Source organism: Brevundimonas sp. (genome assembly GCF_036732845.1).
Classification (GTDB): Bacteria; Pseudomonadota; Alphaproteobacteria; order Caulobacterales; family Caulobacteraceae; genus Brevundimonas.
Window position 1 is genome coordinate 129,625 of record NZ_DAINBO010000001.1, and the last position, 15,071, is coordinate 144,695.

The window sequence follows — 15,071 nt, forward strand, 5'->3', positions numbered from 1 at the left end:
TCTACGGTGGAGAGGGTACGGCTAGGCCTGTAGCAACCTTTCGAGTTCGATTCCCCGCAGCAAAAGCGGAGATATCGATGGGCCAGACCACCCCGCCCCTGCGGCGCACGATCAAGAAGCCTGAACTGCACCAGATGGTGCCGCTCGCCGACAGCACCATCTGGGAGATGGAGCGCCGGGGCGAGTTTCCGAAGCGGTTCCTCCTGACGCCCCGCTGCGTGGTCTGGGACCTGGCCGAGGTCGAGGCCTGGCTCGAGCGCCGCCGCAACCAGCCGATCCACCGCGCGGCGCCGCCCGACGTCCGCCGACGCATCACCCGACCCGTCAGAACTTCGGATCGAAGCGAGGCCCCTCTCCCTCCGGCACACTGAGCACCGGCGTGAACGTCCGCCCGGCCTCCCAGGCCTCGACCGCGTCTGACCACTGCTGCGCCATGTGCCGTCGCTGCATCTCGAACTCCGCCTTGTTGTAGACGCCGCGCGACGACCGCTCCTCGTGAGCCAAGCCCTTTTCGATCCAGTCCGAGTTGAAGCCCATCTCGTGCAGCAGGGTGGAGGCTGTCCGCCGCAGGTCGTGCACCGTGAACGGCTCCAACGGCAATCCCCGCTTCTTCGCCAGTTCGGCGATGGCGGAGGTCACACGATTGAAGGTCGCCCGCGACATCGGCGCGTCCGCGTCGTAGCGGGAGGGCAGGATGTATTTGGAGTTCCCGGCGCAGGTCTTCAGGGCGATCAGGATGTCGAGCATCTGCGTCGACAGATAGACGTTGTGGGGCCGGGAGCGCTTCATCCGCGCGGCCGGGATGGACCAGACCGCGTTCTCGAAATCTACCTCCGGCCAGACGCCGTCCTGCAGTTCGCTCTTTCGCACCATGCTGAGCAGGATGAACTTCAACCCGAGCCGGATGGTCGGCAGGGTCGCCACCTCTCCGAGAAGCCCCAGCATGATGCGGATCTCGCTCGGCGACAGGCTGCGGTCTCGCGGCCGGAAGGTCGCGATCGACGCCGGCCCGACGCCGTCCGCCGGATTGTCGATCTTCTCCCCGTGCAGGATGGCCCAAGCGTAGATCTGTTTGACGATGTCGCGCACATGGATCGCCGTCGCCGGCGCGCCGCGGTCCACGATGGTCTTGCAGTGCGCCCGGATGTCGTCGGGAGTGATCTCGCTGAGCAGGCGGTTTCGCCACTGCGGCAGAACCTCGCGATTGAAGATCGATCGGCGCATGTTCCGGGTGCTGTCCGCCATGGGCGCGGTGTCCATCCAGCGCTGGGCGACATGCTCGAAGCTGCGCGCTTCCTTCAACCGGCGCTTGGCGCGCTGCTTCTCCAAGGCAGGCGACACGCCGTCCGCGATGGTCCGCTTGATCTCGAACAGACGTTCCCGCGCCTGCGACAGGCTCAAACCTCCCCGCCCGTAGCGCCCCAGGGTGAGCGTCTCTCGCCGACCGTTGAAGCGGTAGTCGTAGCGGAACGAGATCGCTCCCCCAGGCGAGATGTAGGCGTATAAGCCGTCCCTGTCGGTACTCTTGTAAGGCTTTGATTTTGGCTTCAAATTCTTCAGAGCGGCATCGGTAAGCACGGTAAAATCTCCTCGCACCGGACAGGCCCGGAAATCGGCGGTTCGAGGTCGATATTTTCTCGCCTTTTCAGCGTCTTGCTTGAAAGGAATACCGTCATCGGCTCGCCGTGGCCCAGACGGTATGAGCCGGAATCCATGGGAGCAACGGAGCGCGATACCGTCAGACAGGTCGGCATCACGAAAAAAAGACCCTCCGAAAGGCTTCGAAGGGTCTCGACAGAATTCACTTTTGCGTCAGTACCTTACGGCGCGTATCGGAAGCGTTCTCGAAAGCTCCCGAAAGGCCCGAATTATTCCCACTCGATGGTTCCTGGCGGTTTGGACGTGACGTCATAGACCACCCGGTTGACGCCCCGCACCTCGTTGATGATCCGCGTCGCCGTGCGCGCCAGAACGTCCCAAGGGAATTGATAGAAGTCCGCCGTCATGCCGTCGGTCGAGGTGACGGCGCGCAGGGCCAGCACCTTCTCATAGGTCCGCGCGTCGCCCATGACACCGACCGTCTTGACCGGCAGCAGCACGGCGAAGGCCTGCCAGATCTGATCGTACAGGCCCGCCTTGCGGATCTCGTCCAGATAGATGGCGTCGGCCTGTTGCAGGGTCTCGACGGCGTCCGGCGTGATCTCGCCCGGAATGCGGATGGCCAGGCCGGGTCCGGGGAACGGATGGCGGCCCACGAAGGCGTCGGTCAGGCCCAGTTCGCGGCCCAGGGCGCGCACCTCGTCCTTGAACAGTTCGCGCAACGGCTCGACCAGTTTCAGCTTCATATAGTCGGGCAGGCCGCCGACGTTGTGGTGGCTCTTGATCACCGCCGAAGGGCCGCCCGAGGCCGAAACGCTCTCGATCACGTCGGGATACAGCGTCCCCTGGGCCAGAAATTCGGCCCCCTCGATCTTGTTCGCCTCACGGTCGAAAACGTCGATGAAGATCTTGCCGATGGTCTTGCGCTTGGTCTCAGGGTCCGAAACCCCGGCCAGGGCGCCCAGGAATTCCGCGGATGCGTCAACGTGGATCAGCGGAATGTTATAGTGTTCTCTGAACAGGGTCGTGACCTGTTTCGCCTCGTCCTTGCGCAGCAGGCCGGTGTCCACGAAGACGCAGGTCAACTGGTCGCCGATGGCCTCGTGGATCAGCACCGCCGCCACCGAACTGTCGACCCCGCCCGACAGGCCGCAGATGACCTTGCCCTGGCCGACCTGGGCGCGGATCTTTTCGATCTGTTCGTCGCGATAGGCGGCCATGGTCCAGTCGCCGGTCAGGCCCGCGATCCGATGGGTGAAATTCTTCAGGATCGTCGCCCCGCGCGGCGTGTGCATCACCTCGGGGTGGAACTGCACGCCATAGATCTTGCGGCCCTCGTCGGCGATGGCGGCGAAGGGCGCGCCCTCGCTGACGGCGATGACCTCGAACCCCGGCGGGATGGCGGTGACGCGGTCGCCGTGGCTCATCCACACCGGCTCGCCCTGACCCACTTCGGCCAGGCCCGCGAACAGCGGGTTGGCCTTCTGGATGGTGATCTCGGCGCGGCCGAACTCGCGATGGTGGCCGCTCTCGACCTTGCCGCCCAACTGGGCGCAGATCGCCTGTTCGCCGTAGCAGATGCCCAGCACCGGCACGCCCGCCTCGAACAGGGCCGGATCGGCGCGCGGGCTTTCCGCCTCGGTGGTCGAGGCCGGGCCGCCCGACAGGATGATCGCCTGGGGCGACATCGCCGCCAAGGCCGCGCCCGCCTTGTCGAACGGATGGATCTCGCAATAGACCCCCGCCTCGCGCAGGCGCCGGGCGATCAACTGGGTCACCTGGCTGCCGAAATCGACGATCAGGACCTTCTGGTGGGCGGACGGCTGGGTCATGGGATCGATTCCGATGGACGCGAATGGGCGAGGTCTTGGCCGTCGTCGGCCGGGATTTCAAGCAGGGCCAGGCCGCACGACCGCAGGCCGTCGCCCAGGCGGTCCAGCGCCGCCGCCAGGTTCTCGTCCACCTGATGCAGCGTGCCGGTCCAGTCGCTGAGCGCCTTCAGCTCGGCCCGGCCGTCGGACACGCCGCGCAGGGCCGCCAGCGGAACGCCGAACGTCTGGGCCGCCCGCAACAGCGCCCAGGTCTCCATGTCCACCATGTCGGCGTCGATGTCGTCATAGGCGGCGCCCGACACCACATCGGCCCCGGTCGACAACCGCGCACGCGGCACGCCGGGAATGGGACACGGCAGGGGCAGGACCGCGGGCAGATCCAACAGGGGCGTCACGCCCTTTTCAAACCCTAGCGCGCTGGCGTCCATGTCGCGATAGCCGACCGACGACGCCTGATAGACCGCCGCATGGTCCAGTGTCGGCGATCCGCACGATCCCAGGGACACGATCAGGTCCGGCGTCTGGCCTTGGGCCTCCAGCCTGGCCAGGGCGGCGGTCAGGGCCACGGCCGCCTCGACCGGGCCGATGCCGGTCATCAAGGGGTCGATCCGCGCCCGCAGATGCGCGCCGTATTCGGCCGGCGCCGCCATCACCGGCAGAACGACGACATCGCCGTATCGCTCCAGCCTCATGCCGTACGCTCGTACAGGGCCGCGAAGAAGCCGTCGGTGTTCGTACTGGCGGGCGACAGGCGCAGGCGATTCCCCTCCCCCAAGGGAGGGGAAGCGAACAGCGCCACCGGCCGGAACTGCGGATGCGCGGCTTCAAAGGCGTCGGCGCTGGCCTCGTTCTCGCGGCTCAGCATCGAACAGGTGACGTACAGCAGCCGCCCGCCCGGCCGCACCAGCTTGGCCGCCTGGCCCAGGATGCGCACCTGCAGGGCGTGCAGCCGCTCGACCTCGTCGGCCGTCAGCCGCCAGGCCTCTTCGGGCCGTCGCCGCCAGGTGCCCGAGCCGCTGCACGGCGCATCGACGAAGACCAGATCGGCCTGACCGTTCAGATCCTCCATGCCGCCGCCGTTCTGGCCCAGCAGACGCAGCTCGGCCTCGACGCCCGCGCGCGCCAGCCGGGGTCGGATGTTGTCCAGCCGTTTCTGCACGACGTCGCCGGCGATCAGCGTCCCCTGCCCGGCCATCGCCTGCGCCAGGCCCAGGGTCTTGCCCCCGCCCCCGGCGCAATAGTCGACCACCGTCATGCCCGGCGCGGCCCCGGCCAGGGCGCAGACGATCTGGCTGCCCTCGTCCTGGATTTCGATGCGGCCGTCCTTGAAGGCTTCGGTCGCCTGGATGTTCGGCGGCGGCTCAGAGACCAGGCGCAGACCCACAGGCGACCACGGCGTCAACGTCGCCTCCAGCCCAGCCTCGGCCAGTTCGGCGCGCACGGTCTCGACATCCGTCTTCAGCGTATTGACCCTCAGGTCGATGGGCGCGCGCGGCGCCATCAGCCCCTCGGCCTCCTCGGTCCAGCGGTCGCCGAAGGTCGCCTTGAAATCCTCGACCACGAAGGCCGGCAGGCCGGCCGCAACCCAGCCCGGCAGCTCGCCCTCGCCCGCCGCCGTCAGCCGCGACCGCTCCTGTTTCGACAACGGCCGGGGACCATAGCCCTCGCCTGAATGCAGGGTCTCGATCTCATCCAGCGCCAGGCCGTCGATCAGGCTCAAGGAGCCGATCACCAGCGCCCGCCCGTCCTCGCGCCCGCCCATGGCCCAGCTCAGCCGGGCGCGGGCGCGCAGCACCTTATAGACCCGGTCGGCGATGGCCTTGCGGTCCTTGGACCCGGCATAGCGATTGGCCTGGCCCCAGGCCTTCAGCACCGCCTCGGCCGGTTGGCGGCCCTGGGCGATGGAGTCCAGAACCGAGGCGGCGGCGGCGAGACGGGCGGCTGGGGTCACGGAACCTCGATCAGACGAACAGGGCGGCGATGACCATGATCAGTCCGGCCAGGCTCACCACCCAGGCCAGCGACCGCACATAGGCGACGCCGAAGGCGTAGAGCGGCAGATAGACCAGCCGCCCGAAGAAATAGAGGTGCGTCCCGACGAAGGTCAGTTGGCTGTCCACGCCCTCGATCCGCGCCATGATCACGGCGGCGGCGAAGATCGGCAGGGTCTCGAACAGATTGGCCTGCGCCCGCATCAACCGGCCCGCCAGAGGTCCCGGCGGCGGGGTTTCGCCGTCGCGGGCGCCGGCGTTCCACTTCATGCCCAGCTCGCGAGTGCGCGCCGACGCGGCCCACAGAATCTGGACCAGGGCCAACACCAGGGTGAAGGCCAGCATGATGAACTCAGGCGTCATATCCATGGTCTCGACCCTCCCCGGTCAGCCCTGACGATAGTTGGGCGCCTCACGCGTGATCATCACGTCGTGGACATGGCTTTCGCGCAGGCCCGCGCCGGTGATGCGCACGAAGCGCGCCCGGTCTTGGAAGTCGGCGATGGTCGCGGCGCCGACATAGCCCATGGCGGCGCGCAGGCCTCCGACCAGTTGGTGGATCACCGGCGCGATCGGTCCCTTGTAGGGGGTCTGACCCTCGATGCCCTCGGGCACCAGCTTCTGGGTCTCGACCTCTTTCTGGAAATAGCGGTCGGCCGAGCCTTGGCCCATCGCCCCCACCGAACCCATGCCGCGGTACGACTTGTAGGACCGGCCCTGGTACAGGAAGACCTCGCCGGGGCTTTCGTCGGTTCCAGCGAACATCGAACCCATCATGGCGCACGAGGCGCCCGCCGCGATGGCCTTGGCCAGGTCGCCCGAATATTTGATCCCGCCGTCGGCGATGATCGGCACGCCCGTGCCCCTGGCCGCGCGAACCGCCTCCATGATGGCCGTCAGTTGCGGCACGCCCACGCCCGCGACGATGCGGGTGGTGCAGATGCTGCCGGGACCGATGCCCACCTTCACCGCGTCGGCGCCCGCGTCGATCAGGGCGCGCGCGGCGTCATAGGTGGCGACGTTGCCGGCCACGACCTGAAGACGGTTGGACTCGCGCTTCACCCGCTCGACCGCGCGGGCGACCTGGATGGAGTGGCCGTGGGCGGTGTCGATCACCACCACGTCCACGCCGGCCTCGGCCAGGGCCATCGACCGTTCATAGCCGCTGTCGCCGACGGTGGAGGCGGCGCCGACCAGCAAACGGCCCTGCTCGTCCTTGGCGGCGTGGGGGAAGGCCTGGGCCTTCTGGATGTCCTTCATGGTGATCAGGCCGACGGCGCGGTCTTGCTCATCGACCACCACGACGCGTTCGATCTTGCGGTCGCGCAGAATGGCGACCGCCTCTTGCCGCCCCGCGCCTTCGCGCACGGTGAACAGCGGCCCGGTGGTCATCAGTTCGGCGGCCTTGCGGTTCAGGTCGCTCTCGAACCGCATGTCGCGGTTGGTCAGCATCCCAACCAGTTTGCCGGACTTGGGATCGACCACCGGGAAGCCGGTGATCTTCTTGCCCGCCGTGATCTCGCGCACCTGGCCCAGGGTGGTGTCCGGCGTCACGGTGACGGGGTTCACCACCATGCCGCTTTCATAGCGTTTCACCTGGCGGACCTGATCGGCCTGCTGCTCGACCGTCAGATTGCGGTGCAGCACGCCCAATCCGCCCGTCTGCGCCATGGCGATCGCCAGGCGCGCCTCGGTCACCGTATCCATGGCCGACGAGGCCAGCGGGATGTTCAACTTGATGTCGCGCGTCAGCCGGGTCGAGGTGTCCGCGTCGGCGGGCATGACCTCGGAAGGACCGGGTTCAAGCAAAACATCGTCGAAGGTCAGCCCTTCGCGTATCTCCATCAGGAGCCTCCGTTTTGCGGGCCGCGTATAACGTGTCGCACCGCGCAACGGCAAGGGCCAACTGCGCATGTCGCGTCTTCAGTCGCCGAAGACGAAATATCCGGTGTTGGAACAGCCCGGTCTCACCCGATCCAACCGCCCATCCCGGCCGATGCACATGGGTGTTTTCAGACCCATGGCTTCGACGGCCGCGGGCGAGGCCTTCCATATCACCCGGTCGCCGCGCACGCCGATCATGCCCACGTCGTTGAACCGGCCCAGATTGTTGCGGCTCGGATTGCCCACGCTGACCACGATGACGCCGTAGTCGGGATCGTCGTCGTCCCGGTACAGGCGCACTCGCGGCCGCCCCCTCACGAAGGCCTCCGCCCCGCCCGCCATCACGTCCCCAGGCTGGACGGACGCCAACAGCGCCGGACCCGCGACCGCGTCTCGCTCTCGCTCCGCATTCAGCGCGGGCAACAGGACCCCGAAAGGCAGCAGGGCCAGTCCCTGTACAAAACCCGCCGAATCGAACGGCCGCGGCCGTGTCGTCGCGGGCGGGATCGGCCTGGGTTCGCAGCGGGTGAAGACGACCGAGCCGATCGGCGCCAGGCCTGTGGTTCGATCCGCAAAGGCGGCCCCGTCCGACAGGGGCAGACGCCCCGTCGCCACGGACCAGTCGGTCACCGCCCCGCCCTGTCGAAAACGCTCGACCATCTGACGATGCGACTCGCGCGGCGGCGCGGGCGCGGTGCGGCGCATCGGCGGCTCGCGCACCGCGACCAGCCCGCCGTCACGGAACACGAAGCGCGCACGCGTGCGCAGGCTCTGCAAACCGATGCCCCCGTCGAACGTCGGCGCAACGCCGACCTGGGTCGCGCATCGCATCCCCTCCGGCGCCGGCGGCCGAAAGGCGTCGCCGGGATAGACCTCCACGCGCCGACCGTTCTCGACGATGACCACCGGCTCGATCCCCGTTGGTCCAGATGAACCCAGGGCGCGGGCCACTTCGGTCGGAGACCGCCCCATCAAGGATGCGACCGGCGTGTCCTGCGGCGCGGCGCCCTGAAGCAGAAGCATGGCCGCCAGCGGGATCATCGCTTGTTCAGCGCTACCCAATAGACTTCCGAACTGCCCTTGCGGCTCGACTGCGGCTTGACCGTCTTCACGGTCTCGAAATGCTCGCGCAGGTCGGCCAGCACGCCGTCGGCGTCGCCGCCCTGGAAGCTCTTGGTCACGAAGGCGCCGCCCGGCCGCAGGGTGCGAATCGCGAAGTCGGCGGCGATCTCGATCAGGGCGATGATCTTCAAATGGTCGGTCTGGCGGTGGCCGATGGTGTTGTGCGCCATGTCCGACAGCACCAAATCCGGCGCCCCGCCGACCAGGTCGATCAGCCGCCGATCCACCCCCGGCTCGGTGAAGTCGGCCTGGATCAGCTCGGCCCCCGCGATGTGTTCGATGGGCAGAAGATCGACCCCCGCCACGGCCGCCGCCCCGCGTTTCAGCGCCACCTGCACCCAGCCGCCGGGCGCCGCACCCAGGTCGATGACCCGCGAGCCGGGCCGGATCAGGCGATATTTGTCGTCGATCTCCATCAGCTTGAAGGCCGCGCGGCTGCGCCAGCCCTCGGCGCGCGCGCGCTCGGACCAGGTGTCGGCCAACTGGCGCTTGATCCATTGCTGGCTGGACATCGACTTCTTGTCGGCGGTCTTGATCTTCTGGCCCATGCCGCGCCCGGCGGCGGTTCCGCCCGTGGGCGGGCGCACCATGCGGCGGCGTTCCGGCGGCTTTTCGTCTTGGCTCATGAGGCACCCTATCTCATTCCGCTCATCCCGGCGAAAGCCGGGACCCAGTGATTTGGGCGATGGCCGTCGAAAGGTCGCCCTCCATCGTCCATCCCGACCATCAGTGTTTCCTCGAAAGGACTGGGTCCCGGCTTTCGCCGGGATGAGCGGAGAGGTAAGAGCACCCAACTTCAATCAGGAGCGCCCGATGGCCGACACCCTCACCTTCACCGTCGATACCGGCGCCGGAACCGGCGACGTGGTCATCAAGCTGCGTCCCGACCTGGCTCCCGGCCACGTCGCCCGCATCACCGAACTGGCCCAGGAAGGCTTCTACGACGGCGTGGTCTTCCACCGCGTCATCCCCGGCTTCATGGCCCAGGGCGGCGACCCGACCGGCACCGGTTCGGGCGGCTCCAAGAAGCCGAACCTGAAGCAGGAGTTCTCGGCCGAACCGCACGTGCGCGGCGTCTGCTCCATGGCCCGCACCTCGGACCCCAACAGCGCCAATTCGCAGTTCTTCATCTGCTTCGACGACGCCACCTTCCTGGACCGCCAGTACACCGTCTGGGGTCAGGTCGAGTCCGGCATGGAGCACATCGACGCCCTGCCCAAGGGCGAGCCGCCCCGCAGCCCCGGCAAGATCGTCACGGCGACGGTCGACTAATCGCCATGATCTCCGGTGCGGTTCGTCAGGACCTGTTGGCCCGCTACAACGAGCCGCACCGCGCCTATCATACGTTCGCCCACATCGAAGACTGCCTGGCCCAGGTCGAAGCCTCGACCGACCTGTCTCAGAGCCAGCGAAACCTTCTGACTCTCACGGCCTGGTTTCACGACGCGATCTACGACCCGACACGGAAAGATAATGAGGCCGAGAGCGCCCGGCTCGCCGTCCAGGCCCTGATGGCCGAAGGATGCTCCCCGGCTGACATCGCCGAGGTCGAGCGCCTGATCCTGCTGACCGCCGGCCACACGGTCGGGTCGGACGACATCCTCGGCGCCCGGCTGGTGTCCATCGACCTGTCGATCCTTGGCGCTGAGCCAGCCCGGTACGACGCCTACGCCGACGCCATAAGGTTCGAGTACGGTCATGTGCCGGACGCCCTGTATCGTCCCGGCCGAGCGGCGGTCATGAGCCGGTTCCTGGAAGCGAACCTCCTCTTCCCGGACCCGGTCTGGGCGGAAAGGCTGGATCGTCAGGCTCGCGCCAATCTGAAGCGCGAGATCGCCCTTCTGACGGCCTGATCAGTCCCCCGCCCACCAGCGCATGCGCACCGGATAGCCGCGTCCGCCAACCGTCAGGGTTCCGGTCAGCACCGGAGCCTCGTCGCCGAGGTTGCGTTTCGATTCCGCCAGCCTTCCGGCGTCCAGATCGCCCTGGAGACGCACCGGTCCCAACCGTTCCGACCGTCCCTCGAACACCACCCTTGCGTTCGTCACCCGATAGCGGGTCGGCAGGATGCGGTCGCGGCCGCTGCGGCTTTCGCCCAGCTCGGTCTGGACCATGGGGCTGTCGCGGTCCTCGAACTCGATCATCAGGGGCGCGAAGACGCCGTCGCGCCGCCCCTGCTCCCAGGCCTGGAAATCGGCCTTCTGCCCCATGAACAGGTGGTGGAAGACCCAACCGTCCACGCTGACCTCGTCCGTCGGCAGGTAATAGCCCGACTGTTCCGCGTCGATGTCGTGGTGGAAATCGGCGGCGATGTCGCGCGACGGTCCCGCATCGCCGCCGCCTTCGCGTGGGGCGGGCGGCTGACAGGCGGTCAGAACCAGGGCGGCGGCCGTCAGAACAACAAGGCGGCGCATCAACGGCTCACGGCAGGCGGGCGAGCACATGCAGCCAGCCTTCGGCCTGTGCGAAATCGACCGCCTCGAACAGCGGGATGGCGATCAGGAAGGCCAGGCCGTCACGCAGGGTCAACAGGAAGAAGGCGGGGCGGATGGTCAGTTCGTCCTCATCGCGCCAGGCCTTGAATCGCGGCCAGAACCGCGGCGTCCGCGCGGTGTAGGCGGCGTAGACGTCGCCGAATCGACCCATCAGCCACGCCTCCTCCTTGCGTACGGTGGCGCGGAAGATCAGCCAGGCGACGACCACGAACAACACGGCGATGGTCAGTTGCCCGGTCTGAGCGCCGATGCCGAATGCGCCGAAGAAGCTGAAGATATAGAGCGGGTTGCGGCTCAGCGAATAGGGACCGCGATCGACGATCTCGACCTTCTTTCGGCCGCCGATATACAGCGAGCACCAGGCCCGTCCGACGATCGCCACGGCGATGGCCGCCAGCCCCGCCCATTCCAGGGCTTCATGCCAATTTCCATCGACGCCGTCCGGCGACTGCGTGAAGAACGTCGCCCCGATCAGCATCATGCCGATCGCCAACACCGCGATCTTTCGCAACTTCTGCACCGCTTGCAGGTCGAAGGCGGACGGCGAAATGACAGACATGACCCAACGCTCCGTTTCGCTGAACGAAACGGCGTAACGGCCGCGCTTTCAAGTTCTATCTTTGCGAGCGTGTCGCGTCAGCGGTCCAAAGACCGGTCCAGCGCCTGGAAACCGGCCCAGGCCAGCTCGGTCGCGCTGATGAAGACCGACGGGGTGACCTTGTCGAAATCGTCGGTCGGGCGGTGATAGTCGGGGTGATAGTTCACGCCGAAATACAGGAAGGGCACGCCCGCGCGGTGGAAGGCGCCGTGGTCGGACGCCATGACCCAATTGTCCTCGCCCTTGTCTTCCGGCGTGTCCTTGCCGAAGGCCAGGGCGACCGCGCCGTTGGCCGGGATCGGCTCCAGGATCGGGCGCAGGTTCGGGTGCTGATAGGTGCCGGTGACCCACAACTTGCCGTCCGTCTCGGCGCGCGCGGTCATGTCGTAGTTGATGTTCAGGGCGATGGCGCTCAGCGGGAACGGCGGCGCCTCGACGAAGTGGCGGGCGCCCAGCAGCCCCCTCTCCTCGCCGTCCAGGGCCACGATCAGCACGCTGTGCTCGGGCGGCGCGGCCTTCAGCCGGGCGGCGATCTCCAGCATGGTGGCCACGCCCGAGGCGTTGTCGTCGGCGCCGTTGTAGATCTCGCCGTTCTTGATCCCCTCATGGTCATAGTGGGCGGTGATGACGATGTAGCGGTCGGTCGCCCGCGTGCCGGGGATCAGGCCCAGAACGTTGACGCCGTTATAGGTGACGCTGGTCCCGTCGCGCCGGGTCAGGGTCGATTCGAACGGCTGCAGCCGCCCCATGGCCGGGGCGACGATCCCCAGGGCCTCCATCCGGCCGACCAGATAGTCGCGCGCCATCTCGCCGCCCGGCGTGCCGACGCCGCGCCCGGCCATGTCGTCGGCCGACAGGATGCGCAGATCGTCGATCAACTGGGCGTAACGATCCGGCTTGGGCGCCTCGGGCGCGGCCGGGGTCTCGACCGGCGCCGTGCTCATGCAGGCGGCCAGGGCCAGGGCGGTCATCGAGACCAGGGCGAAACGGGCGGCGGTCGGGCGCATGGAGGCTCCAGAATAAGGTGCGGGGCGGACCTTATCGGTCCCGACGCCCGCCGTCAGCTTAACGTCCTGTCATGGCGGCGCTAGAAGCTGAACTCCTCGTCCGCCGTTGCGATTCCATGCCCCAGACGTCCGTCGATCAACTGACCGAAGACCAGGCCCGCGAGGAACTGGCGCGTCTGGCCGCCGACCTGGCCCGGCACGACCTGCTGTATCACCAGAACGACGCGCCCGAGGTCTCGGACGCCGACTACGACGCCCTGAAGGCGCGCAATGCGGCCATCGAGACCCGTTTTCCCGACCTGGTCCGGCCCGACAGCCCCAGTCTGAAGGTCGGCGCCGAGGCCTCCAGCCAGTTCGCGCCCGTCCGCCACGGCGTGCCGATGCTCAGCCTGGACAACGCCTTCGACGATCAGGACATCGCCGACTTCGTGGCCCGCATCCGCCGCTTCCTGCGCCTGGACGACAAGGCGCCGCTGGCCTTCGTCGCTGAGCCGAAGATCGACGGCCTGTCCGCCAGCCTGCGCTATGAGAACGGGGTCCTGGTGCGCGGCGCCACGCGCGGCGACGGCAAGACCGGCGAGGATGTGACCGCCAATCTGAAGACCATCGCCGACATCCCCCAGCGCCTGTCCGGCGCGGGCTGGCCCGAGGTAATCGAGGTGCGCGGCGAGGTCTATGCCCCCAATGACGCCTTCGACGCCTTCAACGCCGCGGCCGAGACCGAGGGCCGCCGCACCTACGCCAACCCCCGCAATTTCGCCGCCGGTTCGCTGCGTCAGAAAGATCCGACCGTCACGGCGGCTCGGCCGTTATGCTTCTTCGCCTATGCCTGGGGCCAGGTGTCGGCGCCCTTCGCCGACAGTGAGTGGGAGGGCCTGGAGAGACTGCGCGACTGGGGGTTCCAGACCCCCGACGTCTGGCGCGCGCCAGGCCGGGATCAAGACCAGGATCAGGACCCCGCCGAACGGCTGATCCAGATCTATCAGGCCCTTCAGGCCCAGCGCGCGACGCTGAACTACGACATCGACGGCGTGGTCTATAAGGTCGACCGCCAGGATTGGCAGGACCGCCTGGGCTTCATCGCCCGTAGCCCCCGCTGGGCCATCGCCCACAAATTCCCGGCCCAGCAAGCCCAGACCCTGCTGGAGGACATCGACATCCAGGTCGGCCGCACCGGCTCCCTGACGCCCGTCGCCCGCCTGCACCCCGTCACGGTCGGCGGCGTGGTGGTGCGCAACGCCACCCTGCACAACGAAGACGAGATCGCCCGCAAGGACGTGCGCATCGGCGACACCGTCATCCTGCAACGCGCGGGCGACGTGATCCCTCAGATCCTGGGCGTGGTGATGGACAAACGTCCCGTCGACGCCCGACCCTATGCCTTCCCGACCCACTGTCCGGTCTGCGGCTCCGAAGCCGTGCGCGAGGGCGGCGAGGTGCGGCGTCGCTGCACCGGCGGCCTGATCTGCGGCGCCCAGAGATTGGAGCGGCTCAAGCATTTCGTGTCGCGTCGGGCGTTCGACATCGAGGGCCTGGGCGAACGGCTGATCGAAATGCTGCTGGACGGCAGCCTGGTCGCACGGCCCGGCGACATCTTCCGTCTGCATCGCGACGAAGCGGCCCTGCGGGCGGTGGTGCTGGAGCAGCGCAAGGAGCAGGCGCGCCAGCGCGAGCTGACGACCGGGACCAAGGTCGCCAAATCCATCGCCGACGACAAACGCACCTTCAAGGAGGTGGACACGCTGCTGGCCAGCATCGAAGCCCGGCGCCGGATCACCCTGGACCGGTTCCTGTTCGGCCTGGGCGTGCGCGACATCGGCGAACAGACCTCCATCGTCCTGGCCCGCGCCTATCGCACCTGGACCGAGCTGGAGGCGGCGGTGGACGCGGCGGGCGCGCACCGCCCCGGCGCCGACTGGGACGCCCTGGCGCGGATCGAGGGCGTCGGCCCGGTGAACCAGGCCCTGATCGTCGCCTTCGGCGGCGCCGGACAATCGCAAGACCCCTGGCCCGAGGCCCCCCTGTCCGAAAAGATCGGCCGCGCGGCCGCCAAGTTGCCGACCAAGGTCAGAACGGTCCTGGCGGACCATTTCGGCTCATGGTCCGCCTTCGCCGAAACCGCCGCGTCGGCGGCGGTTCAAGCGCCCGGCGAGGCCTTTCTGGAGCTGTCCGGCGTCAAGGGCGTGGGCGAGGTCGCGGCCCTGGCCCTGATCGACTTCTTCCATGAGCCGCGCAACCGGGCCACCGTCTCCGACCTGGCGTCCGAGCTTGAGATCCTGGAGGTCGAACGTCCCCGCACCGAAGGCGCCGTGGCCGGCAAGACCGTGGTCTTCACCGGCGCCCTGGAGCGGTTCACCCGTGACGAGGCCAAGGCCCGCGCCGAAAGCCTGGGGGCCAAGGTCTCCGGTTCGGTGTCGAAAAAGACCGACTATCTGGTCGCCGGTCCCGGCGCCGGGTCGAAACTGGCCGACGCCCAGAAACACGGCGTGGAGGTGTTGACCGAGGATCAGTGGCTGGCGCTGATAGCGCAACCTTAGAGGGTG

At 67.9% G+C, this 15,071-nt stretch carries 15 protein-coding genes; 4 read left to right on the forward strand and 11 right to left on the reverse strand.

Annotated elements, in window-relative coordinates; translation table 11 throughout:
• The first annotated feature begins 77 nt into the window (after positions 1–77).
• Positions 78–371, forward strand: coding sequence for a helix-turn-helix transcriptional regulator (locus tag V7D63_RS00705; RefSeq protein ID WP_333590336.1), 294 nt, complete (start codon positions 78–80; stop codon positions 369–371).
• Here the strand turns inward: V7D63_RS00705 and V7D63_RS00710 are convergent.
• The 8 genes from V7D63_RS00710 to V7D63_RS00745 form a co-directional block, all read right to left on the reverse strand.
• A complete protein-coding gene (locus V7D63_RS00710; RefSeq protein WP_333590337.1) occupies positions 325–1,578 on the reverse strand; it encodes a tyrosine-type recombinase/integrase in 1,254 nt (417 codons plus the stop codon). The genes V7D63_RS00705 and V7D63_RS00710 overlap by 47 nt on opposite strands.
• Before the next feature lie 290 nt (positions 1,579–1,868).
• Positions 1,869–3,431: a glutamine-hydrolyzing GMP synthase gene (gene guaA, locus V7D63_RS00715; RefSeq protein ID WP_333590338.1), complete on the reverse strand. Its 1,563-nt coding sequence runs from the start codon at positions 3,429–3,431 to the stop codon at positions 1,869–1,871.
• Positions 3,428–4,123, reverse strand: a complete 696-nt coding sequence (locus V7D63_RS00720; protein ID WP_333590339.1) for a 5'-methylthioadenosine/S-adenosylhomocysteine nucleosidase — start codon at positions 4,121–4,123, stop codon at positions 3,428–3,430. The genes guaA and V7D63_RS00720 overlap by 4 nt, the downstream gene beginning before the upstream one ends.
• On the reverse strand, positions 4,120–5,382 hold the full coding sequence (locus V7D63_RS00725; RefSeq protein ID WP_333590340.1) for an RsmB/NOP family class I SAM-dependent RNA methyltransferase: 1,263 nt from the start codon (positions 5,380–5,382) through the stop codon (positions 4,120–4,122). Before V7D63_RS00725 ends, V7D63_RS00720 begins: the two co-directional genes overlap by 4 nt.
• 10 nt (positions 5,383–5,392) lie before the next feature.
• Positions 5,393–5,791: an MAPEG family protein gene (locus tag V7D63_RS00730; protein ID WP_333590341.1), complete on the reverse strand. Its 399-nt coding sequence runs from the start codon at positions 5,789–5,791 to the stop codon at positions 5,393–5,395.
• Positions 5,792–5,809: 18 nt separating this feature from the next.
• On the reverse strand, positions 5,810–7,267 hold the full coding sequence (gene guaB, locus V7D63_RS00735) for an IMP dehydrogenase (RefSeq protein WP_333590342.1): 1,458 nt from the start codon (positions 7,265–7,267) through the stop codon (positions 5,810–5,812).
• A gap of 78 nt (positions 7,268–7,345) precedes the next feature.
• On the reverse strand, positions 7,346–8,347 hold the full coding sequence (locus V7D63_RS00740; protein WP_333590343.1) for a hypothetical protein: 1,002 nt from the start codon (positions 8,345–8,347) through the stop codon (positions 7,346–7,348).
• Complete coding sequence (locus tag V7D63_RS00745) at positions 8,344–9,054, reverse strand: RlmE family RNA methyltransferase (protein WP_333590344.1); 711 nt, start codon at positions 9,052–9,054, stop codon at positions 8,344–8,346. Before V7D63_RS00745 ends, V7D63_RS00740 begins: the two co-directional genes overlap by 4 nt.
• Before the next feature lie 187 nt (positions 9,055–9,241).
• Here V7D63_RS00745 and V7D63_RS00750 point away from each other — a divergent pair, with 187 nt between their 5' ends.
• The gene (locus V7D63_RS00750; protein WP_333590345.1) at positions 9,242–9,700 is read left to right on the forward strand and encodes a peptidylprolyl isomerase; all 459 of its coding nucleotides are present in this window, start codon (positions 9,242–9,244) and stop codon (positions 9,698–9,700) included.
• A 5-nt stretch (positions 9,701–9,705) separates the two neighbouring features.
• Entirely contained in the window at positions 9,706–10,281 is a 576-nt protein-coding gene (locus tag V7D63_RS00755; protein WP_333590346.1) for an HD domain-containing protein, read from the forward strand.
• Here V7D63_RS00755 and V7D63_RS00760 read toward each other — a convergent pair whose 3' ends face one another.
• The 3 genes from V7D63_RS00760 to V7D63_RS00770 all read right to left on the reverse strand — a co-directional run bounded on the left by V7D63_RS00760 (position 10,282) and on the right by V7D63_RS00770 (position 12,528).
• Complete coding sequence (locus V7D63_RS00760; protein ID WP_333590347.1) at positions 10,282–10,842, reverse strand: hypothetical protein; 561 nt, start codon at positions 10,840–10,842, stop codon at positions 10,282–10,284.
• 7 nt (positions 10,843–10,849) lie between these two features.
• Positions 10,850–11,482 (reverse strand): methyltransferase family protein, encoded by a 633-nt coding sequence (locus tag V7D63_RS00765; RefSeq protein WP_333590348.1) that lies wholly within the window; start codon positions 11,480–11,482, stop codon positions 10,850–10,852.
• Between the two features lie 77 nt (positions 11,483–11,559).
• Positions 11,560–12,528: a M28 family peptidase gene (locus tag V7D63_RS00770; protein ID WP_333590349.1), complete on the reverse strand. Its 969-nt coding sequence runs from the start codon at positions 12,526–12,528 to the stop codon at positions 11,560–11,562.
• A gap of 116 nt (positions 12,529–12,644) precedes the next feature.
• On the opposite strand from V7D63_RS00770, the gene ligA reads away from it, so the two are divergent.
• A complete protein-coding gene (gene ligA, locus V7D63_RS00775; RefSeq protein WP_333590350.1) occupies positions 12,645–15,065 on the forward strand; it encodes an NAD-dependent DNA ligase LigA in 2,421 nt (806 codons plus the stop codon).
• Positions 15,066–15,071: the final 6 nt, after the last annotated feature.